This window comes from Pirellulales bacterium (genome assembly GCA_035939775.1).
Taxonomy (GTDB): domain Bacteria; phylum Planctomycetota; class Planctomycetia; order Pirellulales; family DATAWG01; genus DASZFO01.
Genome location: DASZFO010000180.1, coordinates 14,250 through 36,805, shown reverse-complemented (window position 1 = coordinate 36,805; position 22,556 = coordinate 14,250). Strand labels below are relative to the sequence as shown.

The window sequence follows — 22,556 nt, the reverse complement described above, 5'->3', positions numbered from 1 at the left end:
CTCCTAACCTGCCGCGACGGCGGCATGGATCAAAGACTCAGGAACTTCGCCCAGTTCGCTGTAACCACGTTTGACGCATTTCATGTTGTCTTGCACGACGCGGTCGCCGCGCTTGCCGAAATACTTGCGCAGCGCTTTCTCGACCCCCGCGTAGATTTGCTCGTCGTTCATGCCGCTTTGCCGGCCGTAGGGTGTCAGCTTCAGGAACGCCCCGAGGAGCACGATTCCCTGCATGCGCATCTGCAAGTCGGCTACGGAAGCGACCTCGCGGGCGATCTGCACCATGTCGGCATAGAACACACGGATGCGGTTCTCGCGGATGAATCTCCGATGCCGCTCGGGGACGCGGCTCCAAACATCTTCGGGCGTCGCATGCGAGGATTGCAATACGATCGCCCCGCCGGGGACCAAGCCCGCCAGCGGATTGCCGCTGAACAGGGCCGTCGTGTCGTTCAGTACGACCAGCTCGACGTGCTCCAACTCGCTATGCAACCGCACGTGATGATCGGAGATCGTGAGATAGTACGTCGTCGGCAGTCCCTTCTTCTCCGAGCCGTATTTCGGATAGGCTTGCACGTCTCTGCCGAACACGTCGCCGGCGATCGTGGCGATCACCTTGTTCGTCGTCACGGAGCCGAAGCCGCCGACCGAGTGCCCGCGCATCGAGAATGAACCCGGCTCGCGGAGATCGGGATCTTCCGCCACCTTGAGCGCGAGCGGATGATCGATTCCGAGGCAGAAATAATCCGGCCCGTCTTCGATCATGTTCTCGACGACGGCGAACAGATCGCCGGGGCGCACGTCGCGGCTCCCCAGGCCGGCCGAGCCGTGATAAATCTTCGGCACGCGGAGGATCGGCTCGTGGCCGTTCTGCCCAGTAATCGCGTCACAGAAGGCGGCCTTGATCTCGCGGGTGAGATGATTGCCGGTGGTCGAGAGTGGGTCGTCCATACGCTCGAGCACAGCGAACGCCGCGCAGTGGCTGAGCGCTTCGACGATTTGCGGCGCCGGGAACGGCCGGAAGCAGCAGACCGTCAGGCAGCCGCACTTGATCCCCTTCGTTTCGCGAAGGTGATCGACGGCCGCCCGGGCCGTTTCCATGTAGCAGCCCATGCCGACGATCACATACTCGGCGTCTTCGCAGCGATACGGCTCGACGAAATCGTATCGCCGGCCGGTTTTTTCCGCGAACAGCGTGAAGGCCTCGACGAGCGCCGGCCCAATCCGATCATAATACCAGCGCTGAGCGATCTTCCCCTTCATATACGAATCTTGATTCTGCACCACGCCCGACATGATCGGATTGGCCGGATCAAGCAGATTGATTAGCTTCTCGGCCGGGCTGCCGATGAATTCCTTCATGAACTCCAGTTCGGGCAGATTCACCTTCTCGACGGTGTGTGTAGTCAGAAAGCCGTCCTGCACATTGAAGAACGGCGTCTTCGAGGCCTCCGCGGCGCGGCGCGAGATCAGGCACAGATCGGCGGCCTCTTGGGCATTGCGGCCGAATAGCATCCCCCAGCCGCAATCGGCCACACTCATCAAGTCGTCGTGACCGGCATGGACATTGAGCGAATGGCTGGTGAGCGCTCGCGCGCCGATATTCATCACCGCCGGCAACCGCTTGCCGCTGATCGTGTAGAGCACCTCCTTCATCAGGACGAGGCCTTGGCCGGAAGTGAAGTTCGTCACGCGGCCTCCGGCGGCGGCGAACCCTTCGCAGAACGAAGCGGCCGAATGCTCGCTCTCCGGCTCGACGAACACCAGCGAATCGCCCCACAGATTGCGGTAGCCATTCATCACGGCCGCGTTGAATCCGCCCCCCATCGTGGTCGAGCTGGTAATCGGAAACGCGCCGGCCCCCTGGGCGACGTTGATCTCCACGTGTACGACCGCCTCGGCGCCGTCGCACGTCGTGGGAATGCCGGGATATTGATACTTGCGCCCTTCGCCGTGAAGAGCGACATCCGGGGAACCGTCGCGGGCGGCCGTGCCGAGCGCCAGAGCGCTCTGATCAGCCAGAGTGGCCTGAGCCATCGTTATGCTCCCGTAATCCCAAATTCTCCCTTCTCCCATTTGTGGGAGAGGGATCGGGGGTGAGGGGTAGCGGGGTTGCCGAGAGTATCGGCAATCTCGACCCGACCTTAGCGAACCCTATTACGAAACGGCGACGGAAACTGCCGATTCCGCCGCAGGTAAATCGCGTCGGACCCGTGAGGCTGGCCGGCCAGAGAGCAAGAGCAAAGATGTGATTGGCGACGGCCCGCCAGCCATCACGCCCTCAGAATAGCCGGATTGCTAGCGATTGTCAAAAAGAATATTGGAAAGCAAAAAGGGGTCAGAACGATTCAATGAACCGTTCTGATCAGTCCTGATCCCCTTTTTCCGGATTTCGGAACGCCTAGCCCCGCGCTTCTGTAATGATCTCGCGGCCAGTGATGTTGGCGAAGTCGGCGGCGTTGTGAGTCGCAAGCGGGCATTGATGGACGAGGGCAACGGCCGCAATCCACGCGTCCTCGCACGAAATCGGTTGACTTCGACGCTCCGCGCGGACCAGCCCCCAACGTTTACAGGTTTTCGGCGAAGCGGGAATGACCACGTAGCTGCGCAGAACATTGTCAAAGCGCGCCAACCGTCGCGGACCCCAATCGGCACGGCATGCTCCTTCATACAATTCCGCGACAGCCATAAACGAAACGGCCAGTGTTTTGCCGTCCAAGTGCGACCGGTACCGTTCGGCGAGCGCGTGCCCCTTCATCAAATACGACACGATGTTGGTGTCGAGAACGATCGTGCTCACGATGCCATTCCTTCGCGGCGGCGGTCGCCGATGTTGCGAATGAACTCATCGAACTGCCGATCGTCGTCCCACAGCGTCGTGCCTTGCCCCAGCACGTCCTCAAAGCGTCGGGCGAGCGCAACTCCCTGCTCTTTGATAAGTTCCGCCATTGACGTTTCACGCCAGAAGTCCTCGGGGGCGGTCGCGCGGCCGCGCGCCGGAGCCGCGACTTCGACCAACACCTCCGTTCCTTCGGGAAGCGATAACGGTTGGTTGAATACGACCACGCCGTCTTCAATGTGTCCTTGATAGGTCATGCGACACCCCGATTCTGCGCCGAAAGGTTGGTTGGCGGAACAAACCCGACCGCAATTACCCGGTGGGAGCAAGACGAACCGATAGCGTCACAAGACGTCTATCGCCGGGAAGAAGTTGCGTCAATCAATTGCTCGGCCGGCTGGTGATGCCTTTTGCCGTAAGCCAGCCTTTCCAGGCTGACAAACCGTCGCAAGTGTCAGGCTGGAAAGCCTGACGTACGTGAACCGGTTTCAAGAGTCTCGGCCAGGGTTGACTGATCGTGGCGGGGGCCGAAAATGGGGACATTCTACTTTCTATTTCAGAATCACCCGTACCGGCCTCGGATTCGCCGAGGCGGATTCGACCGTGACGTCCAACTCCATCTTGCGGGTCTTGTTGTGGAGCACCGCCTTCGCGGCCAGCTTGTATTTGCCCGGCGGGAGGCCTGCGAACGTGAAGTTGCCGCGGTCGTCGGTTGTGATTGGGGAGATTTTCGGTCCCTTTTCCGAGGAGATCGTCATCTCGGCGGCCGGCACCGGATCGTTGCCGAACAGGACAGTCCCTTGCAGCCGAGCGTTCGGAGCTTCGGCAGCCGCGTCGGCCTCGGCCTTGGTGATGATACGAGCTTTGACCTTGGTGTAATCGCTGACGTTCCCGGCCCGGTCGGTCGCGCGGATCAGGAACGTCAGCGTGCCTGGATCGAGCGGCTTGGTGGGAATTTTGCCGAACCAGCGGCCGGTGGCGTCACGGGTCAACTCGAACGGCTCGACGGTGTCGTCGAACTTCCCATGGCCGGAGGTGTCGAAGCCCACTTCGATTTTGACCACGCCGCTTAGATTGTCGTCGGTTGCCCAGATCGACGCCTCGACATCGGGACCGATCACAACCGGGGTCGGCAGGAGTTCGACGCGCTCGACCCGCGGCGGGGTGCCGTCGAGCAGAATCTCGACCGGCTCGCTCCAACCCGTCTTGCCCGCGGAAAAGACCCGGCCGAGCACGTCCACGCGCGCATTGCGCAAGGCGGGGGTCGGCACGGTGAGATGGAAATCGCCGACATTTGAGTCGAGCGAAATGAGCCCGCCCGGCCCCGCGCGATCCAGCCAGATGTTCACTTGTCGGTCGGCCGCGAGCCGCACGCTCGGCTCCCCGCGCAGGTCGCGGTCGCGATCCACGTCGATCCCGATTTCCAGAACGTCGTCCGGATTCTGAAACGCGCCGAGCGGCGCATCGACCTCGGCATCGACCGGAATGCTGTCGATCGGCGCTCGATATGCTGTCTCGGCCGCGGGCGACAGGATGCGAACCTCGCGCAGATCTGTCTCCTCGGCCAGATCGCTCGATTGAATCCCGCAGGGCACATGATAGACGAACGCCCGCGGGTAGCCATCGACCGTGAGCCGTACGGTGACAACCTTGGCGGCGTCGGCCGGCAACTCGCAGAACAGATTGGCGACGTAATCGGGGGCCTTCACGTCCGCATCGAGCTGCGCTTGTGTTCCCGGAGGGAGCGGTGTCGCAATGTCCGCATGGACGTGGACGCCGTCGGGCGGCAAGAGCGCCTTGTCTTGCGGAACGACGCGAATTTGCAGCGTCTCACGATCGAGATTGTAGCCCACCTGCGGGCGAACGTAGCGCCGGGGCCGCTGCGGCTCGATGTCGATCCGAGTGATCGTCTTGAGTTGCGTCTCGCGATCGGTCACCACGACCAGGAAGCCGCGGTCCAGCACGGGCCGCGGCGGCGCGGGCGGCTCGTCCGCAGTGGCGGCCTTGGATGCTGGCGCCGCGCTCGCGGTCGCAGTGAGTTTCGCTTGCGGCTTAGCCGGCTCGGCGGCTTTCTTTTCGTCGGGCACGGGGAACGGAAGGGGAACTGGCTTGGCACCGGCGGGGACCGAGACTTTAGTCAGCACGGCAACCGAGCGCATGGGGCCAAACCGCGCCATCATTCGGGCGGCGTCTTCCTCCGCCAGCCCGGCGGCCGGAGGCGAAACCGAGGATCGAGCGTCGAGAGCGAGGAACTCGATGTCGACGCTACGATCGGTCAGCCCGTTGTTGATCAAGCTGAAACGATAGCCGGTCTTCCGATTGGGAAATGGAAAGAGCGAGACCTGAGCGTCGGACTGTGTCCATGTGCCCGGCGCTCCCTCGACGGCCAGCTCGATCGTCTGCGGGGCGGGTAGCGCGACGTCGGTCTCGTGCCGCACGAAGGCGCCGGCTGAAATCGCTTGGACGATCAATCGCGTCGTTTGCCGCGCCCCGGCTTTCGAGCGCACTTTGAGCCGCAGCGGCTCCGTGCCCCCCGCGCGAACTTGGAACGTGGCAGGCAGCGACAATCGGTCCGGACGCACGGTGTCCTGGTCCGAAGGCATGCCGGTCGAATTCTTGGTCGTCGCACGAAGCAGATGATCGTGATACACGTTCGACGCGCCGACGGCCAGAACGTCCAACAGCTCGGGTGAATACCGGCAGACGATCCAAACGTCGGTCGGCTCGGCCGAACTCGAATGGAGCGACAACTCGACCAATTGCTCCGGCTCGGTCGTGAGGTTGATCGCCGTTGAACCGTTGACGGCCAGCGGCGGCAGGGCTGCTGGTGAAGTGGCAGGCTGCAAGGGAATTCGATCGGCTTGCGCGGAATACGACGCCGCAGCGTCGGCCAAATAGCCGACGTCGGCAGGCGGCGCGTCGGCCAGTGAAGCCTGCAATCGCTGATTCTGCCAGACGAGTAAGTCGTAGAGCGAAGCCGCCGCCAGCGGCGCGGCCGGATTGGCGCTGGCGCTTTGCGCCTGGTCGCGCACGTCGGCCAAGCGCAGCATTCGCGCGGCGGAGCGCAGGGCCGAGATCCGCGCGGGCCGTTTGCCGGCATCGGTGAGATCCGATTGTTGGGCGACGAGCGTTTCCACCTGACCGGGCAGATTATGGTAGAAATCCTGAAGCGCGCCGCCGAATTTTCGGCAGGCTAGCCAGAGCGGCTCGTCTAGTTCAATGGCAGCAGACTGGCCCGATTCCGCGCGGCGCTGCTCGGCGGCCTTCAACTCGGCGGCCGCGTCTTGGAGCGGGTCGAGCAACCGACTCGCATCGGGACCGCGGCCGGCAGCCAGCCGCGCCAGCGCCATTTCAGTCTCTGCTCGTTCGACGATCGCCTGCCAGCGCGCCGGCGTGGCGCCGGGAATCGGGTCGAAGACCGAATCGACGTTCGCCGGGCGATAGTTTGCGGCCTGCTTGGCCTCAGAGTCGGCCGCGACGGCGAGCAGCCGCTCGCGCGATTCAGCGCTTAAGAGCGGCGTGGAGAGCAGCAGCTCAATGCGCCAACCACTTCCGACGCCCGGTGCGGGACCGGCCAAATTCGCGACGTTCGCCTCGGCCGACCCCGATTCAATTCGGTCGGCCAGCGTCGCCAGCTCGGCCGCCAGCTTGTTCACATGCTCCAATTGAACTGGATCGGCAGCGGCGAGCGTCGCGTCGAGTTCGCTGAGTCGATCGAATAGCGCCACGAGGTCGGCATCTTTCGGGGCCTCAGCGGGTGGCTCCCAGCCGGCAGCTTCTCGCCAAGCGACGTAGAACGGCGCGCGATTCATCAAGTCGTTGCGAAGTTGCGTGGCGCCAGACACGACAGCGATGTCGTCGGCCGACTCGTGATAAAGATCGGTCGCCTGCCGAAACAGTCGCGTGGCGATGGCTTGGCGATCGGTGCCAATCGCATCCGTCAATCGGCGCTCGCCGGAGAGCCGCAATCGATCGGCCGCCTCCAACCGCTCGCGGATCCAGGGAAGCGTCGTCGGGGAGATGATTACGACCTGCTCGCCCAATTGGCGCGTCGCCAGGGCAAGCTGTACGACCGGCCAATCGAGTCCTTGCAGCTTGGACAATTGCCGCGCCCAGCGCGCCTCGGAGAATCCATCGAGGGCTGGGCCGAGCTTCTTGATCCAGGCGGCAAACTCGGCGGGAGTTCCGTCCGTCGCGAATCGATCGAGCGCTCGCGCCGCGTCGATCGCCTCGGGCGACATCGCCGCGCGGCTTCGCTGGGAAAAAAACTGGGCCATCGCAAGCGACCAGGGAGCATCGACGCCGTCGGGAAGTTGCGGCCGCAGCGCACTGATTCGCGAGGCCAGGTCCGGCGGCTGGTCCTTGTCGAGCGGCGGCGGGGTCGGAACGACGGCCAGCCGCGCCAGCGCCTTCGTCAACGACGCGGCAATCTCCTTCGGGTCGCTGACGTCGCCGGCCCGATAAAGTTGCTCTTCCGCCAAAAGCCATTGCTGATATTCGTGCCACGTTTGCGGGGCGTAGTCGAGGGCTCGCGGTTCGTCGCCGGGCGATTCCATGTCGTCGCGCAATTGCCAGGCTTGAGCCAATAATCCGCCTGCGGTCGGCGGAGGCGACGGCGCCCTGGGCTTGCCTTGGGAAGATTTGGCGGCCGTTTCATCCGCGGCATCGGGCCCGGCACCCTCTTTTTCATCCGGCGCGGCTTGGCCATCGCCTGACGATCCCGGTTCCTTGTTCTCGTTCCCCGCGGACTTTCCCTCTGCCGAAGCACCGCTCTTTTCATTCGATGGCGCGGAAGGTTCAGCCTTGGCCGGACCGGGCGCTCCGGCTTTCGGTGATTCGGTCGCCTGCTTTTCTTTCGACGCGTCGATTCTCCTGGAGACTTTGGCGTTGGTCTTCGCCGCCTTGCGGGTTTGTTTCAGTCCGGGAACCTTTTTCTGGCTCTTCGCGGCGACCGGAACAAAGTCTTGTGTCGCCCGGTTCGTATATGGAGAGGCGATGCCACCGCCGACCTCGGGAAACTTGGCCGAAGCTGCCGGCAGTTTCAAGCCGGGCCGGCCGCCAGCCGGCATGGAAACCGGCAGCAGCACCGGCAGGGAATGCGGCGGATTCAAATTCGACCCTCCGCCCCAGAGCAAGAGCGGCGTTTGCGTCTCGTGGCCCGCCGTCGCCGTGCGCACCCAGGCGCTCACGTTCGCCCGCACGTAGCGATATAGCTCATCGACGTCGATCGCCTTGTCGGCATTGAGATCGGCGGCACCGCGCAACCCAAGCGCAACGAAATAGCCGAAGACCGACCGCTCGAGTGCCGGCGAGACGTGCGAACGCTCGAGAATCGCATTGGAGGTGAGCACCCAGAGGTTTTGGTCGCCGGTTTGCTCGACCTCTTGCTGCAACAGCCGCGGAAACTCGTTGATGAGCATTCCCATCCGCGGATCGGCCTCAATTCGGCCTGTGTCGAGGATCAACAGCTTTACCGCCGCCGCCGAACCGCTAAGCTGATGCAGCAGGTCGTGAAGCCGATAGCGGCCGGCGACTGGATTAGAGGGATCGTAGTTGCGGCAGAGCAGATAGGCCGTGCCGTTGTCCGAGACGCCATGACCATCCACGTAGACGATCAGCGCGCCCGCGCTTTCCGGAGTCGAACCGCTCAAGTCCTCTGAAAGCGTGCGCATGGCGCCGGCCGAGCGCATCTGGCCGAGCAGTAGCGGACCGGGTTCGGCGCCGTGCCTGTCGAGCACCTTGTCGAGCGATTCGAGCGCGCCGAAATCCTCGAGGGCGTACGCGGCAGGAGGCGCGCGGAGCGGGTGATAATCGGCGCCAGTCAAGAATACGAGTTGGGCGTTGGGATGATAGAGGGGCGGAAAGACGAGCACGATCAGGGTGGCCACCATCGCCACGAAGAGCAGTGTGACGAGTCCACGCCGGACCCAGCGCGAGCGATACCAACCCCCGGTCTGCCGGCCGGGCCGCCACACGCTCCGCCCGCGGCGGACCTTTGGCGCCTCACTCACCGATCGCGCTGAACCTGTCTCATCCGGCATTTGCAATCCTTCCACAATCCGCGGGCGACTGACATCGCAGCCCAGAAAGCGCTACGGTGATTTTCGATGGTGAGTTCGGGAATCTCCGCGCGTGTCTGGCACAATAGCGCCTGACCGACGGTTCTGGTATACCGCTTCGGCCGCATTCGAGGCAACAGCGATTGGCTATTGCCTGGCTTTCGGCGGCGACAGAGCATCCAGCGAAACAAGCGGCTTTCCGGCCGGCGATTGGTCGGCCGGGCAATTCGAGCATGCCCCGCAGCCACCGGCTTTGCGCGCGACGATCCGCCATCCGCGCCAGCCGAGATAGACAGCCGCCACAAGAACCAGTGCGACCGCGACGGTGTTCTGCCAATCAAAAGTCATTTACCCAGTCGCTTGCGCGTCCTCGAATCCCGAATCCCGAGCCCCGTTCTTCGTCCCTAGCCCGTCGTCAACCACATTCCCACCTGAAACGTCGCCAGCGCCCCAAGGTAGGCAAGCACCGTCATGTAGGTGAACGTGAAAATCGGCCAGCCCCAACTGTTCGTTTCTCGCTTGATCACCGCCAGCGTTGCCGCGCATTGGGCGCACAACGCGAAGAAGACCATGAGCGACAGCGCGACCGGCACATTGAATACGCGCCGCTCGGTTCCGTCCCACGTCGCGCGCTGCAACTCGGCTTGCAATTGCGTTTGTCCCTCGTTGTCGTGAATATCGACATCGTCCCCCAGATTATAAATCACGCCGAGGGTGCCGAGCACCACCTCGCGAGCCGGGAACGAGGCAATTGCCGCGCAGCCAATCCGCCAATCCCAGCCCAGCGGCCGTACTGCCGGCTCGATCCCATGCCCCATCCACGCCAGCCAACTCTGCCGCTGATAGGCGCCTGCTTCGAGCTTCTTGCGCTCGGGCTCGCTCGAAAACCGCGCCAACTCTCGCTTGAGCGCCCCTCGCTCTTCGGCTGCCGCAGCGCCAGCTTCCACTGAAGCCAATCGCGCTTCCAAACGAGCCTGTTGCTGCTGGAGATCCACGGAAACGGTCGCGGGATTGTGCGGATAATAAAGCAGCGCCCAAACGACCACTGCCACAGCGACAATCAGCGTCCCCGCGCGGCGGACGAACGACCAGCCGCGCTCGAACATCCTGTGCAACACGATCGACGGCGAGGGGATTTTGTAGGGCGGCAATTCCATCACGAACGGCGGAGTGGCCCCGCGAAGCAGCGTCTTTTTGAGCGCCAGAGCGACCATCACGGCCGTGACGATCCCGACCAGATACATGGCAAACAGCGTCAGCCCTTGCAGCCCGATCCACCCGCCCAGGAAGGTCCGACTCGGAATGAACGCGCCGATCAGAAGCGTATAGACCGGCAATCGAGCCGAGCAGCTCATCAGCGGCGCGACCAGGATCGTCGTGAGACGGTCGCGGCGGTTCTCGATCACCCGCGTCGCCATCACGCCAGGAATCGCGCAGGCGAACGACGAAAGCAGCGGAATAAACGACTTGCCGCTCAACCCCACGCGGACCATCAGCCGGTCCATCAGATACGCGGCTCGGGCCATGTAGCCGCAATCTTCCAAGATGGCGATGAAGCAAAACAGGATCAGTATCTGCGGCAGAAACACGATCACGCTCCCCGCCCCGGCGATGATCCCTTTCGACAAAAGCGATTGGAGCGCTCCTTCCGGCAAGGCCGCCTCGACTTGTTCGCCAAGCCACTTCACGCCGCCGTCGATCACTTCCATGATCGGTTTGGCGGCGACGAAGATCGACGAAAAGACCACCAGCATCAACAGGGCAAACACGAGCGTGCCCCAAATGCGATTAGTCAAGATGCGATCGAGCCGGTCCGTGGCCGACAGGGTGCGCACCGCAGGCCGGGCGACGGCGCCATCGAGAGTCTTGCCGATCCATGCGTAGCGGGCCAGCGCTTCGACCGCCGGGACAGGACAGTCCGCTTCGGCCAGACGTCGGCGAGCGGCCTCGAGCGCCGGGCGCAAATCGCCATTGCCGCCCGCGACCGCCGACTGTTCGAGATAACCACTCGTATCGAGCAGCAGCCGCTCGACTAAATACCTCGGCCAAGGGCAGACGCCGTTGATCGGTTGGCAATTGGCGGCGAGCAGGGATTCAAGCCGAGTCACCTCCGCGCCGAACGCGGCCGGCAGTGGGCTGGTGGCAATCCGTCGCGGGCGACCGATCGCCTCGGCAAGCGCGGTCCTAACCTTACCGATTCCACGCCGCCGATTTGCCTGCACTTCGATCACCAGAATGCCCAGCCGCTCGGCGATTCGGCCAACGTCGATCTTGACGCCTCGTTCGGAAGCAACGTCGATCATGTTCAGAGCAACGATCGTCGGCAGCCCAAGTTCGAGCACCTGGCTAACGAGATACAGGTTCCGCTCGAGATTGCTGGCATCGACAATGCAGAGCACAACATCCGGCGGCGGCACATCGCTTCGACGGCCGAGCAAGACATCGACCGCCACCATTTCGTCGGGCGATCGCGGAGCGAGACTGTATGTGCCCGGCAGATCGACCAAGGCGAACCGCTGGCCGCCGAATTCCATCTGGCCCAACTTCTTCTCGACCGTCACGCCCGGATAATTACCGATCCGTTGTCGCACGCCGGCCAATGCCGTGAACAGCGTCGATTTGCCGGTGTTTGGATTGCCGATCAAGGCCACCGTCAGCGTCTTGATTGGCGTGCTGGTGGCAGGCATGGTTGAGAACGAGGTGACAAGTTGTCGACCAATCGCTACAAGGCTTCGACTTCAATGCGGGCGGCTTCCGACTTGCGAATACTGAGCCGGTAGCCGCGCAGATCCAATTCGATGGGGTCGCCCAAGGGAGCGGCGCCGAGAACGGCAAGCGTGATGCCAGGTGTGAGGCCCATTTCCAGAAGGCGCGTGCTGATCTCGTCCGCCCCCGTAACTCGCGTCACCCGAGCGCTGCCCCCGATCGCCAATTCATTCAGCCACATTGGCCAAACACCCGATTGCGCCGAGACAATTCGCCTTGGCTCGGCGCTCCACATTTAAGCAGGCACGGCGGGCCGGACCAGCACATTGAGAAATTCGTTAGCGCGGAAGCAGAGCGTCTGGCCCGCCAGCCGGAGGATGCAGGGTTTGCCGGAGCGGACAACGGCCACTTCCACGCCCCCGCGAATTCCAAGTTCATTGATACGCTGAACCTGTTCGGGCCGCCCTACGATTTCCACGACTTGGGCAACTTCACCGGATTGCAGGCGATCGAGGGGAATCAACTCATTCATACTAGCGGCTTCTTGTGAAAACCTCTAAGGTAATTGAGACTCATTCTCATTATTCGTGTGATTCTATCGGAGCCGATTAGGCATTGCAAGTGGCGTTGCGCGAATTTCATTCATTTCGGCGAATTTAAAAATGGCAAACGCCTCGGCCGCTTGTTGCCCGCCTACAATCGGCGATATATCCTGAGCATGAAGGAGTTTCCGCCATGTCAACACACGAAGACTCGCTCGCCAATGCGGCATTATTCGATTTGCCTATCGTGCCCAAGCAGCGCATGACGGAAGATGAATTCGTCGCCTGGTGCTTCAAGGAAGACAGCCGCGCCGAATGGGCCGAAGGAGAACTGTTTATGATGTCGCCCGTGAGCAACCGGCATACGAAGCTGTTCCACTGGCTCGCACGATTGTTAGGTGACTTCAACGAACAGCGCGACCTCGGGATCATATTGGGTCCCGAATCGCAAGTGCGTTTCGCGCAGCAGCGCACTCGTCGCCAGCCCGACATTCTGTTCGTTTCCAACGCTCGCGCGGATCGAGTCCGCGAGAATCACGTCGAGGGCGCACCCGACATGATCATGGAGATCGTTTCCCCCGAGAGTGAGGCGCGCGACTGGCGCATCAAGTATTTGGAATACGAGGCCGCGGGGGTGCGCGAGTATTGGGTGATCGATCCAATGTCGGAACATGTTGAGCTTTACGTTCTTACCGACAAGCAGAATTACGAGCAGATTGCCGAACTCGACGGCTGGCTCGTATCGAGTGCGGTGACCGGATTTCGGCTAAAGACCGCTTGGCTCTGGCCCGCCACCCGCCCCAAGGCAATTGACGCGCTCAAGGAACTGAACGAGCCGGCGGCGTGAGCGTGCGCCCTGCGTCGGTTGAGATCTTACGCATGGCATGACATCGTCGCCGACGCTGCCAGCGTCGGGACGTGCGCTCGCGATCTTCGACACAAACCGACGGTTCGCCATCCGCCAGACGAGTTAGATCAGAGTCGCACCGGCAGCAATTCCCTTGATGGCCCGACGATCCGCTGCGCAGCCATGGTGAAGTTCTCGATCGTCAATGGAGCGATGCAGCAGAGTTCGTCGCCGTGAACGTAGCCCGGGTTTCGCTCGGCGAAGAACTCGATATGCGGATCGCGCATGCGCTCGGGTGTCACTCCGGCGATGGCGCTCCGCGGCCGGCAGCCGGACCACAAATGCCCGTGCACGACGCCCGTCGCCGAGTCGTAGGCCGTCGGATACCGCGGGCCAGCCAGGGCGTCAATCAGCCGCACTGCCCAATCGGGCGTCGGCTCGCGGAACGAGGGATAGAACTCTTGGAAGAAGACAGGCAAATAGCGATAGGTGCGAAAGCTGTTCGAAATCAGGAACCAATAAAGTTCAGCGTAGGGATAGGCATCGAACAACGAGAATACGAATTGCGTCCAGACCTGGGCGACGAGGTTCTGCCCCCAATGGCCGGGATCGACGATCGTGTCGCCGGAGAAGACGGCCAGGATCGGCCGCCCCTCAAACCGCTGCTCGATCAGCGTCTGCGTCGAAAAGCCGCGAATTTTGCCTGTCGCCGGACAGACCACTTGAATCGCCCACCGCTTCTCATCCAAATCGGCGTCGAACTGCGCGCGTTGCACATTGGCAAAATGCCGATTCATCAGAGCGAACATCTGATTTCGCTCGCGTTTCCTAATGTCGGCAACCTGCCGCAGACGCCCCTGAAGTCGCATTGTCTACCCTCTGTTGTGAAGTCGGCGCATTCAAAACACGGCGCCGTTCGTGTTCTGACGCCCGTCGCCCGTTACATGCATCCAAGTTCCATGTATGGCGGGCGATCGTCGACTCGCTCGCGCAATTCCTCGCCGTCATTCCAGCAAGCCAAGTATAACCGACCCGCGTACGTTCTACCTCCCAACCGCCGCGCGGCGGGCAAGAACGGATCGCGCTCGTGCAGTCCCAGCATCAAATATTGATGCTCGCCCCCCGCGGCTCGTGCTAGCACCGCCCGCGCGAGCGCCAGGAACACTTCGGGATCGTCGTCGGCCACGACCGGGATCGCCGCCGTCAAATAGCGCAGCTCTGAACCGGGCCGCGGGAGCCCCGGCCTCGCGCGCACCGACGCCCATAGATTATAAACCGGCGAAACCCATTGCAGGGCGGCGCCGTAACCTTCCACGATCGATTGCTTGAATCCATGTTGGTCCCAGCCGCCGATTGTGCCGACCAGCCGACCGTTGCGGCGCGCCAAGAGCACATCGCTCGGTTGCAGATCCTTGAACGTCGCTTCGTCGTGAAAAAAATCGTGCGGGCCGTATTCAGGAAAGAACTGCCGTCGCGGTCCCCATATTCGCAGAAAGTCGAGAAGCTCCGGCAGGTCTTCCGGCCGAGCTTCGGCCAGCGTTGTCTCACCGGCGGAAAAACTGACGCGGCGCCGGCGTCTTGAGATCGGGACCGCAAGTCCGAAGTACTGTCCGGCCGGATGAAACGCCGGCAGCACGGAACGCCCCGAAGTCAACACGCTAATTGCCTTGTCGTTCCCTTCGGCAATGGTCGCCAGGTAGAGCTTCGCCCGACCATCCGAATGCAGATGCCGAAGATAAGCAGTGCCTCGCGCCAAAAGGCCGCCGCTACGGTACTGCGGCAACGCCCGCAAAGCGCTCAGATACCCGATCGGCTCGGGCTGGCCATTGACCCGCATCGAGCGAACCGAGCGCGAGATGAAGGCGGCAATTCGGCCAGCCTCGGCGTCGCGGACGACAAGCACCTGATGAAACCCGCCGCTGACCGCGGCCGCGGCGAAATAGCTCGGTTCGCGACGATAGCTGACGGAAACATGTCCCGGCATCGGCGTGGCGGCAAGCACCCGCCGCAATTCGGCGTCATCCTCCGCCGTCGCAACCTCAAAGCGAAATCGACTCATCGCACCCTGTGGAAACGCTTGCAACGCTTTTTCTGCCCGCTCGCGGCCCAGCCCCGTTGAATCTCCGATCGGGCCGCAAACCTCAGATTTCAGCTTAGCTGCGGAAGCCGCTCGGTCAAGCGTGGTCTATTATTCGCGACGACACGGCTCATCGTAAGGTCAGGCCAATTGAGACTTTCCATGCGACATCGCGACTTGGCTTCAATGTCCGCATGGAGAAGGCAGCGCGACAATAACGAGCCGCGAACGACTTAAGCCGGACGCCGGGCAATCCAATTGACACCCGAGCAAACGATGCTCAAATGATTACAGCGTAACTCTTTGCGAGAGTGGCGGAATTGGCAGACGCGCTGGACTTAGGATCCAGTACCGAAAGGTGTGTGGGTTCAAATCCCTCCTCTCGCATTTCCCGGATTTTCCCGGCCGAAAGTCGGCTCGGCCCGAGTCCGATCGGCGGCCGGAACTGGACTGAAACTCCAAAAAAACTCCACCGGGCGGACGTAGTCAGACCGACACCTTGAAGACGAACAGCACGGCTCAGCCGGCGTCGGCCACCACGGTTGTCGGCGGGACGAAGAGCTTGAATTGGCGCGGTCTCAATTGCTCCGCGAGGTTAATATACCTCTGCGTGGTCTGATGATCGGTATGCCCCATCAGGCACGTGAGCGCCTCGGGAGTGAGCGCCGCCGCGTTCATCGTGGCGAACGACCGCCGGAGATCGTGGAACGTGTAATGGGGCTTCTTCCGGTCCTCCGGTCGGACACCGGCGGCCAGCCCGATTTTTTCGAATTCGGTCCAGATCGATCGGCGCGAATAGGGCCAAGGGAAGACCTTGGAATCGAAACCGACCAGCTTCGCGAGATGCTCCACCACGATCGGATAGAGGGGAGTTTTTTGATCGCGCTTCCCTTTGTTGTCATCGTGCCGACTAACCGCGGTCGCGGCCTTCAGATCAACATCGTCCCAACGGACCGCCAAAAGCGAGCCGATCCGCCAGCCGGTCATATAGGCCATCATCAACAGCCCTCGCCACCAATCCGCGGCGGCATAGGGCTGTTGCGCCGGCCAGCGTGCCGAATCGCAGGAACGGTACAACTTCGCGAAGTGCTCGGGCGGGATGTAAATGGGGAGCTTTCCCGGTTCCCGGAGAAACTCGATCTCCGGAGTCTTCGCGAGGTATCCCCAGCGGGCGGCCTTGTTCAGCGTGGCGCGGATCGTGCGCAGCTCTTTGTTGATTGTCGCCGGCGAAACTCTCGCGACAGTACCGGTCGCCGGCCGAGGTCGCTCAGAGTTGCGTTTCGCAGGCCGTGGCCGATGCTTCGGCTCGAGCCGCCTGGCCGCGATGTAGTCGGCGATCGTCTTGCTGGTGATCGCCTGCATCTTCATCGGCCTGGTGATTCTGATGAAATGGTTGAGCGCATGCCGAGTCGCTTCGCGCGTGCCATCTTCCATCCCGGCCATGACCTTCGATTCAAACTCGGCTTCGAATTCATCCCAGCGCTTGCGGGAAACGTCTTCATAAGTTCCCGCGGCGAGCTGCCCTTGGATCCTCTGCCGATGCTTCTCTGCAGCGCTTTTCGAGCCGACCGATTTTGATTTCTTGCGGCCCTCGGGGTCATACCAGCCGACCGACCAGGGGCAATCCTCCGCGCCGAGCTTGAGCTTTCGCGCGTAGGGTTGGAAAAGCCAGGCTCTCATACTGGAACCCTCCGCCGCGCCGATCGGGCGCGGCCAAACGCCCCCAGGCCGCCCGTAGCGCTAATAAGCGTCCGAAGGGGGACGCCGGCTCGCCTTGCGACAAGCCCGCTACGGGCGGTCTGGGAACATTTGGTATGGCATCAAGAAGCCTTCGTTTGTGCCGATGCTGGCGATCGGATTTGGTGTTATCAGGCACCGCGGCCGACGGCCCGCATTCTGGGCGCCGACCGCTTGAAAGTCAAATAGTTTTCATCCCGCATTTTTCGGCGGCCGGAGCACCACTCCGATGGCGCCGCGCTTGCCGCGTTCAATGATGACGTGAAACATAACCTGCGTCCCGTGGCCGCAGTCTTTCGGGTTGATGGTGCAATCGGGCCACTTGAAATGCACCACTTCGTCACTCTCCGCAACGCGGATTCGGCCGCCTTCAATCCACGTTCGATCAATCCAGCCCGTCTCCATGTTTCGCAAGCCCCTTCGTTTTCTCGCGCAATTCGCGGCGCAAGTTGTCGATCTCAGGCTCGGTATCGTCTAATTTCTTGAGAAGGAGCGCGAGCGCTTCCGCGACGTTCTGGCGTTTAACGTCCCCCGCTTCTCTGGCCGTTCCCGTTTCCATGTTTCATCGCGCTTGCGGTCCGATCTCCGTGATCTCGCCGTGGGCTTCTTTCAAGAACCGGACTTTCTCGCGATAGCGCTCGAGCTGGAGCGTGGTGGTCTGGCGCTGGAAGTCGTAGGTGATCCCGACGATCTGCGGGAAGGCCTCGCCGCGGCCGTCGCCCGAAGCGCGGGCGTTCAAGCTGATATTGCGGCCATGGACAGCCGTGACGCTCTGCCCGATCTCGTAGGGCGGGTCGGCGCGGAAGTCGTCGACTCCTTCGATCGTGATCGCGCCGTTGATCGCCAACATGTCCCAAGCGTCGCGGATCTGCTCGCAGTAGGATTGGATCGCTTCGGTGTCGTCGTCTTGCAGGGCCGAGAGATTCCCGGACTGGATGTCGCCGGAGTATTGGCTGGTCGAATCGACCTGCCGATACCGAAATAGATGAGCCCAATCGAGCACCAGCTCGTGCGTGAGGCCATTTGGGGACGTGTCCTGTTTTTCTGCCTTGCCGCGCAACCGCAGATCGAAACGGACCGTTGCAGTAATTCGAACCTGCGGCGGAGCTTTCGTCGTTGCGTAAATTCGGTAAACCCATTCCGGGAGTTCGTCGCTATTGAGATAGATCCCGCATTCGGTCGGAAGAATCGACACTCCGCCGCTGATCAGTTTCCAGCCGGATTGGCCGCCCAGAATCGGCTCGTAATACTCGATCGTGCACCCCTGAGGATTGCCGATCGGCCGCAGATCGGCGCCGAGCGTGAGCGCGGGGTGAAACTTCCGGCGTTTGGGCAATGCCGCGTCCGGGTTGTCGTCGAGCACCGGGTCGGAGAGAAACGACACGAAGTCGAACGTATCGAGGCCACTGCGTCGTTGGTTGTAGTCGCCGGCCTCGTTCAGCACATAGCGCCTACCCACGTCGCGGAAAGGGCTCTGGTCGAAACCCTTGTTTTTCCGATTGAGGAGATGAATCTGGAGGATCGTCGAATCCTCCGAATCGTTCCAAGCCGGGGAAAGCGTGAACGTGCTCTCGATCTCGACGTAATCGCCCAGGCCGACGATCTGGTTATAGAGCGAGCCCAGATCGTAGTTCACATCGAGCCGGGCCGCGTCGGAACCTTGGTCGGTGACGTCCGTGGAGAGCGAGTCGCCGGGGCGCTGGAGCGAGACGGCGACCTGGTCGGTCCCCGTGCCGCGCTTGAAAACCTGGATCGTCCGCCCCTTGCCGTCGAGATCGGCCGCGACGAACCAATTGTATCCCAGCGGCTCGAGCAGATGGTCGAGGGCCGCCGGCAAATAGAGTCCCTGCGGCAGGCGAATATCGCGCACCAGATCCTTCTCGTCATCGACCACCATGGCCGTGTCGCCGGCGTTCTCGATCGTCTGATCGTTCTCGGTGTTGCCGGCGAACATGAGGTATTCGACGGCCTCGGAGAGCTTCCAGAGCTGCGCCGGATCGGCCGCTTTGCCCGACGGCAGCGGATCGACGCCGTAGACCTGCCGCGAGGCGTTCGAGCGTAGCGCCTCCGGATCCAAAAACGCCGGCGGGCTGAGCGGGGGAAAGTCCTCGATCGTGACGGCCGTGTCTTTGTTGCCGAATGTGCTGCCGTCGATCTCGGGGTTGAATACCAGGGGGGCGTCGATCGGCGTGTAGTCTCCCTCCGGAGTGCCGACGTATTGGCCGATGATCGGCACTCCGAACAGATACTCGGCCAATTGCCCGACATACTCGAGCACCTCGTCCCCGCCGTCGATCACGACGCGGGTCTGGGTGAGGATCCCGTCGAAGTAGACGAACTCATCACCGCCGTCGGGAAGCTGGCCGGTGATCTTGCACTTGACCTTCGCAGCCTGCTCGACGCCGAAATCCATGATCCGATGCGGCGGATTCATCTTGGCCAGGTCCTGCCGCACGACGCAGTGATCCAAACGATGTCCGCCGGCGGACCGCTGGACCTTCATGGCCCGGACGGACTTTTGCTCGGTGCCGTCGAAGTAGACGCGGATCGTGGGGGCTTGGCGGGAAGGCATCGGCTGCAACCTCCTTTTGAAAAACGCGGACTGAAAACGCGAACGCGCGACTACCAGCCCGCCGCCGCGCGGCGCTCCTCGCCGCGTGCGTACTCGATTTCCTTAATCGCGGCGTCGAGCGCGTTGTAGCGCTTCATATACTCCGCCAAAAACTGTTTGGCCATCTGCTTCGCCTCGTCATCGCGAATGAACTGAATCTCGCGCCTCATCTCCTCCAAGTTGACGCCGCCGCGCTTCGGCTGTTCGCCGTAGCGCTTTGGGCCGCCGCCGGTGTAGCTGCGCGACTTCTTCGCATAGCTCGCCTGCATCTTCGAGCCGAAAGGAAACTTAAGGGTCATCGTCCCGCCGAGGCTCTTCTGCGCCCCCTCGGCGGCGCCGCTCATCGTGATCTCGGCGTTCCTGGTCATTTCGGCTTCGGTCGCGCCCGTCAGGACCAGGTCGACGTCGCCCAGGCCCAGCCGCGCCTTCAGGCTGCGGTATTTGGTCGTCCGGTTCCGATAGCCGTATTTGGCGTGGGCGTAGGGCTTGAAATGTTCGGGGATCCGTTTTTTGTGGTGTTCCTCGAGGACCGCCCGCAGCGCCTCTTTCGCAATCCGATTGTGGTCGCGCTTGATCAGATTCTCCATCCGTTGCGGCATGGAGATTGTGATAATGAGATTTGGCATGGCAGTTTTCCGTTAGGTTCACTTTTCCGCGGCGTCAACGGCCCGCGCGTACGGCGGGAGTTTGCACTGCCTGCGATGCTTCCCCGTGGTCGAGGATCGTTGTCGTTGTGCCGTTCTCCTGATTCGCCGCCATCCGTTCCAGGATCCGCGTCTGCTCAGCAATGTAGTAGGAATCGAGGAAGATGGTCGTCGGGCGGGGCCAAAAACACTCCATCGCATCGCGGTACCGACCGAACCGAAACCGGGTTACGCGGCCGATCGCGCTGCAAGCCAGCGGCGTCAACTCGGCCAGGTCACTAACAAACAATCCCTGCCATTCGATCGCCTCGATATCCAAGCCGCGATGCACGGCCAAGCCCGCCGCGACAAATGGCCATCCGGTAAAGACGAGTAACGTTCGCGGGATCCATGGCACCTCGGGCATTCAAATCATCCTCTCCAATCAAAGCCCTCTGCGTGTTGCGTGGCCGAGGGGCGCCGCCGCGGTCGCCGTGGCGAAGGCACGAGCTGCTCGCGGCACAAATCCGACTTCAGCCTCTGCGGCCGCTTCGGAGCTGCTCTTCCCGGATCTTGTGCTCCCGGTCCGCCGCCTTGTCCAGCACCTCGCCCCTTTCCTGCAATAGCTTGTCGGTCGCCTCTTTCTGCTTTTGCGCAAACGACTTTGGCGGCGACTCAGGCCGCTTGGGGGAGTTCGCGAGCTTCATCTCGGCGTCGGTAATCGCGAGAAGACGCGCGCTCAGTTCGCTCGAGCTGCTTTGAATCTCGCCAATCCGATGGTCGAAATCACGCAGCTCTTGTTCCTGCCGCTTCTCCACTTCCCGCTTCTCGGTGCGCAGCTTGCCGGCCCGCTCGATCAATGCGGCCCTCTCCTTCAGGCATTCCTCTTTCGTCGCCACCAGCGCTACCAGCCGCCGTCGCTCTTTTTCCTTGGATCGCAATTCCTCCAATTGATCCGGCGATAGACCGGCATCATTCGCGATGCGTGTGAGGTGCTTCGGGTCAACCGCCTTCCCGTCCTCAAGATCGCCGATCGCCTGATGGACCGCCCGCTCGGCCGCCTCTTTTTTGGCGTCGTGCTCGTCACGCATTGCCTTGATCGGGTCGATACTCGCACTCTTATTCATGTTGATCCTCCGAAAACGTGATTTGAAAACGTGGTCAACTTCGCGGCTCCCCGCCATACCGAGCGCCGGGCGGCCGCTGCGTGCAACCTGCGCCGGCGCTCGGCTCACCCCTCCGCTACGCGTATCGTCGTAAAACGGTCTGTTCGCTCCGGCGCTGTTTGGACGCGACTCGCCGCGCATAGTCCGACGGCGCGGCCGCTAGCATGGCCTGGTGCAGCTCGGGGTCGCTTTCGACCAAGTTGCAGATCGCTTGTGCCATTACTTCGTGGTCCTTCATCCGCCGGCCGGCCGGCGTGTTGCGGATCCTTTCGGCTTCGGCGAACCGCGCTTCGTCCCATCTGGCGGTGGCATCGCCCGCGCCGGCGTTGCGAAAATTCTGGGGCATGATCACTCTCTCCTCTGGCTTTGGGTGGAAAACTGGAAACTGTGATTTGGTGTTTGCCGCCATTCGGTGGCCTATTTTTTGGGGAACATGGCCAGCACTTCATCGATCGTTTTCACGCCGTCGATCAGCCGCTTCGCTTGAGCGGTCGCCGCGAGATGGGCGCGGCCGTCGGCCAGCTCGCGGACCGCCTCGGGCGACAGCCCACGGCCCGCGGCCACGGCACGCAGGAAATGCTCGTTGAGGTTGTCGATGATCGACTGCCAGTTTTCTAGAAACTCCTCATCGATCGGAGTCCCCGGACAGCCGGCCCCTTTGAACTTTCCGGCCCGGATGACGTGGACCTTCACGCCTTCATTCTCAGCGCGTTGGCTCGAATCTTCGATCACCATGAAGCTCCCGATGCTGCCCACGATCGCAGTCGCGTTGGCGAAAACCTTCGTGGCCTGGCTGGCGATCCAATACGCGGCCGCTGCACATAGATCTTCGCAGTAGGCCAAAACCGGTTTGCTCTTGGCGGCCCGCGCTACATCGGCAGCCAGGTCGCTTGTGCCGGCGGTGGTACCGCCGGCCGAATCGATCACGAGCAGAATCCCCGCTACGCCTTCGTCCGCGGCCGCCTGGCGGACCTGCCGGCGGGCGAACACGGTCGACGTCGAAAGGTTCAAGCTCGACTCGGCCTTCATCAGCGCGCCGCTGAGTGGGACGATTGCGGTCGATCCGGCCATGCTGTAGGTTCGGCGAGCGGCGCGGGGCGGTTGTCGGTTCGTGCTCGAGGCCAGCGAATCTGCGACGTGGGCGCGAATATCGATCCGCTTGAGCACGTTGACGGCCGCCTGAAACTGGATTTCTTCGACGGCCCACGGGCCGAAGTACTGCTCGATCCGCGGCGCCGCGATCAGGTTTGCCTCGCTGAACGAAAAGGCTTCCGCCGCGGCCAACAAAGCCGCCGGCAGTTCAACGTCGTTGCTCATTGCGATCATGCGCTCACCTTTCAGACAAGGAA

At 62.2% G+C, this 22,556-nt stretch carries 19 protein-coding genes and 1 tRNA gene; 2 read left to right on the top strand and 18 right to left on the bottom strand.

The genetic code is table 11. From position 1 onward, the window contains the following. Positions 1 to 3: 3 nt before the first annotated feature. The 8 genes from VGY55_11850 to VGY55_11815 form a co-directional block, all read right to left on the bottom strand. Positions 4 to 2,037 (bottom strand): 2-oxoacid:acceptor oxidoreductase family protein, encoded by a 2,034-nt coding sequence (locus VGY55_11850; GenBank protein ID HEV2970653.1) that lies wholly within the window; start codon positions 2,035 to 2,037, stop codon positions 4 to 6. A 364-nt stretch (positions 2,038 to 2,401) separates the two neighbouring features. Continuing rightward, positions 2,402 to 2,800, bottom strand: a complete 399-nt coding sequence (locus VGY55_11845) for a type II toxin-antitoxin system VapC family toxin (GenBank protein HEV2970652.1) — start codon at positions 2,798 to 2,800, stop codon at positions 2,402 to 2,404. Further along, positions 2,797 to 3,096: a hypothetical protein gene (locus VGY55_11840; protein ID HEV2970651.1), complete on the bottom strand. Its 300-nt coding sequence runs from the start codon at positions 3,094 to 3,096 to the stop codon at positions 2,797 to 2,799. The genes VGY55_11845 and VGY55_11840 overlap by 4 nt, the downstream gene beginning before the upstream one ends. Before the next feature lie 294 nt (positions 3,097 to 3,390). Beyond that, positions 3,391 to 8,880 carry a carboxypeptidase regulatory-like domain-containing protein gene (locus VGY55_11835; GenBank protein ID HEV2970650.1) on the bottom strand — a complete coding sequence of 1,830 codons (5,490 nt, stop codon included), beginning with the start codon at positions 8,878 to 8,880 and terminating at the stop codon, positions 3,391 to 3,393. A gap of 165 nt (positions 8,881 to 9,045) precedes the next feature. After that, positions 9,046 to 9,246, bottom strand: coding sequence for a FeoB-associated Cys-rich membrane protein (locus VGY55_11830; GenBank protein HEV2970649.1), 201 nt, complete (start codon positions 9,244 to 9,246; stop codon positions 9,046 to 9,048). A 56-nt stretch (positions 9,247 to 9,302) separates the two neighbouring features. Then, positions 9,303 to 11,585, bottom strand: coding sequence for a ferrous iron transport protein B (feoB, locus tag VGY55_11825; GenBank protein ID HEV2970648.1), 2,283 nt, complete (start codon positions 11,583 to 11,585; stop codon positions 9,303 to 9,305). Between the two features lie 35 nt (positions 11,586 to 11,620). After that, positions 11,621 to 11,845 carry a ferrous iron transport protein A gene (locus tag VGY55_11820; protein ID HEV2970647.1) on the bottom strand — a complete coding sequence of 75 codons (225 nt, stop codon included), beginning with the start codon at positions 11,843 to 11,845 and terminating at the stop codon, positions 11,621 to 11,623. A gap of 54 nt (positions 11,846 to 11,899) precedes the next feature. Next, a complete protein-coding gene (locus VGY55_11815; GenBank protein ID HEV2970646.1) occupies positions 11,900 to 12,136 on the bottom strand; it encodes a FeoA family protein in 237 nt (78 codons plus the stop codon). Between the two features lie 203 nt (positions 12,137 to 12,339). Between VGY55_11815 and VGY55_11810 the strand changes: the two genes are divergently transcribed. Then, positions 12,340 to 12,993, top strand: coding sequence for a Uma2 family endonuclease (locus tag VGY55_11810; protein HEV2970645.1), 654 nt, complete (start codon positions 12,340 to 12,342; stop codon positions 12,991 to 12,993). A 128-nt stretch (positions 12,994 to 13,121) separates the two neighbouring features. Here the strand turns inward: VGY55_11810 and VGY55_11805 are convergent, their stop codons facing one another. Continuing rightward, entirely contained in the window at positions 13,122 to 13,862 is a 741-nt protein-coding gene (locus VGY55_11805) for a hypothetical protein (protein ID HEV2970644.1), read from the bottom strand. A 71-nt stretch (positions 13,863 to 13,933) separates the two neighbouring features. Next, complete coding sequence (locus VGY55_11800; protein HEV2970643.1) at positions 13,934 to 15,052, bottom strand: hypothetical protein; 1,119 nt, start codon at positions 15,050 to 15,052, stop codon at positions 13,934 to 13,936. Positions 15,053 to 15,375: 323 nt separating this feature from the next. Here VGY55_11800 and VGY55_11795 point away from each other — a divergent pair. Beyond that, a tRNA-Leu gene (locus VGY55_11795) sits at positions 15,376 to 15,457 on the top strand. Between the two features lie 132 nt (positions 15,458 to 15,589). Here VGY55_11795 and VGY55_11790 read toward each other — a convergent pair. From VGY55_11790 to VGY55_11755, 8 genes are all read right to left on the bottom strand, one after another. Beyond that, entirely contained in the window at positions 15,590 to 16,750 is a 1,161-nt protein-coding gene (locus VGY55_11790; GenBank protein HEV2970642.1) for a tyrosine-type recombinase/integrase, read from the bottom strand. A 442-nt stretch (positions 16,751 to 17,192) separates the two neighbouring features. Further along, positions 17,193 to 17,366 carry a hypothetical protein gene (locus tag VGY55_11785; GenBank protein ID HEV2970641.1) on the bottom strand — a complete coding sequence of 58 codons (174 nt, stop codon included), beginning with the start codon at positions 17,364 to 17,366 and terminating at the stop codon, positions 17,193 to 17,195. Between the two features lie 3 nt (positions 17,367 to 17,369). Continuing rightward, positions 17,370 to 19,379: a hypothetical protein gene (locus VGY55_11780; GenBank protein HEV2970640.1), complete on the bottom strand. Its 2,010-nt coding sequence runs from the start codon at positions 19,377 to 19,379 to the stop codon at positions 17,370 to 17,372. A gap of 50 nt (positions 19,380 to 19,429) precedes the next feature. Continuing rightward, positions 19,430 to 20,044 (bottom strand): hypothetical protein, encoded by a 615-nt coding sequence (locus tag VGY55_11775; protein HEV2970639.1) that lies wholly within the window; start codon positions 20,042 to 20,044, stop codon positions 19,430 to 19,432. Positions 20,045 to 20,078: 34 nt separating this feature from the next. Next, positions 20,079 to 20,468: a hypothetical protein gene (locus VGY55_11770; GenBank protein ID HEV2970638.1), complete on the bottom strand. Its 390-nt coding sequence runs from the start codon at positions 20,466 to 20,468 to the stop codon at positions 20,079 to 20,081. 106 nt (positions 20,469 to 20,574) lie between these two features. Then, complete coding sequence (locus VGY55_11765) at positions 20,575 to 21,168, bottom strand: hypothetical protein (GenBank protein ID HEV2970637.1); 594 nt, start codon at positions 21,166 to 21,168, stop codon at positions 20,575 to 20,577. Between the two features lie 115 nt (positions 21,169 to 21,283). Next, complete coding sequence (locus VGY55_11760; GenBank protein HEV2970636.1) at positions 21,284 to 21,553, bottom strand: hypothetical protein; 270 nt, start codon at positions 21,551 to 21,553, stop codon at positions 21,284 to 21,286. Between the two features lie 71 nt (positions 21,554 to 21,624). Beyond that, positions 21,625 to 22,524 carry a S49 family peptidase gene (locus tag VGY55_11755; GenBank protein HEV2970635.1) on the bottom strand — a complete coding sequence of 300 codons (900 nt, stop codon included), beginning with the start codon at positions 22,522 to 22,524 and terminating at the stop codon, positions 21,625 to 21,627. Between the last annotated feature and the right edge of the window lie 32 nt (positions 22,525 to 22,556).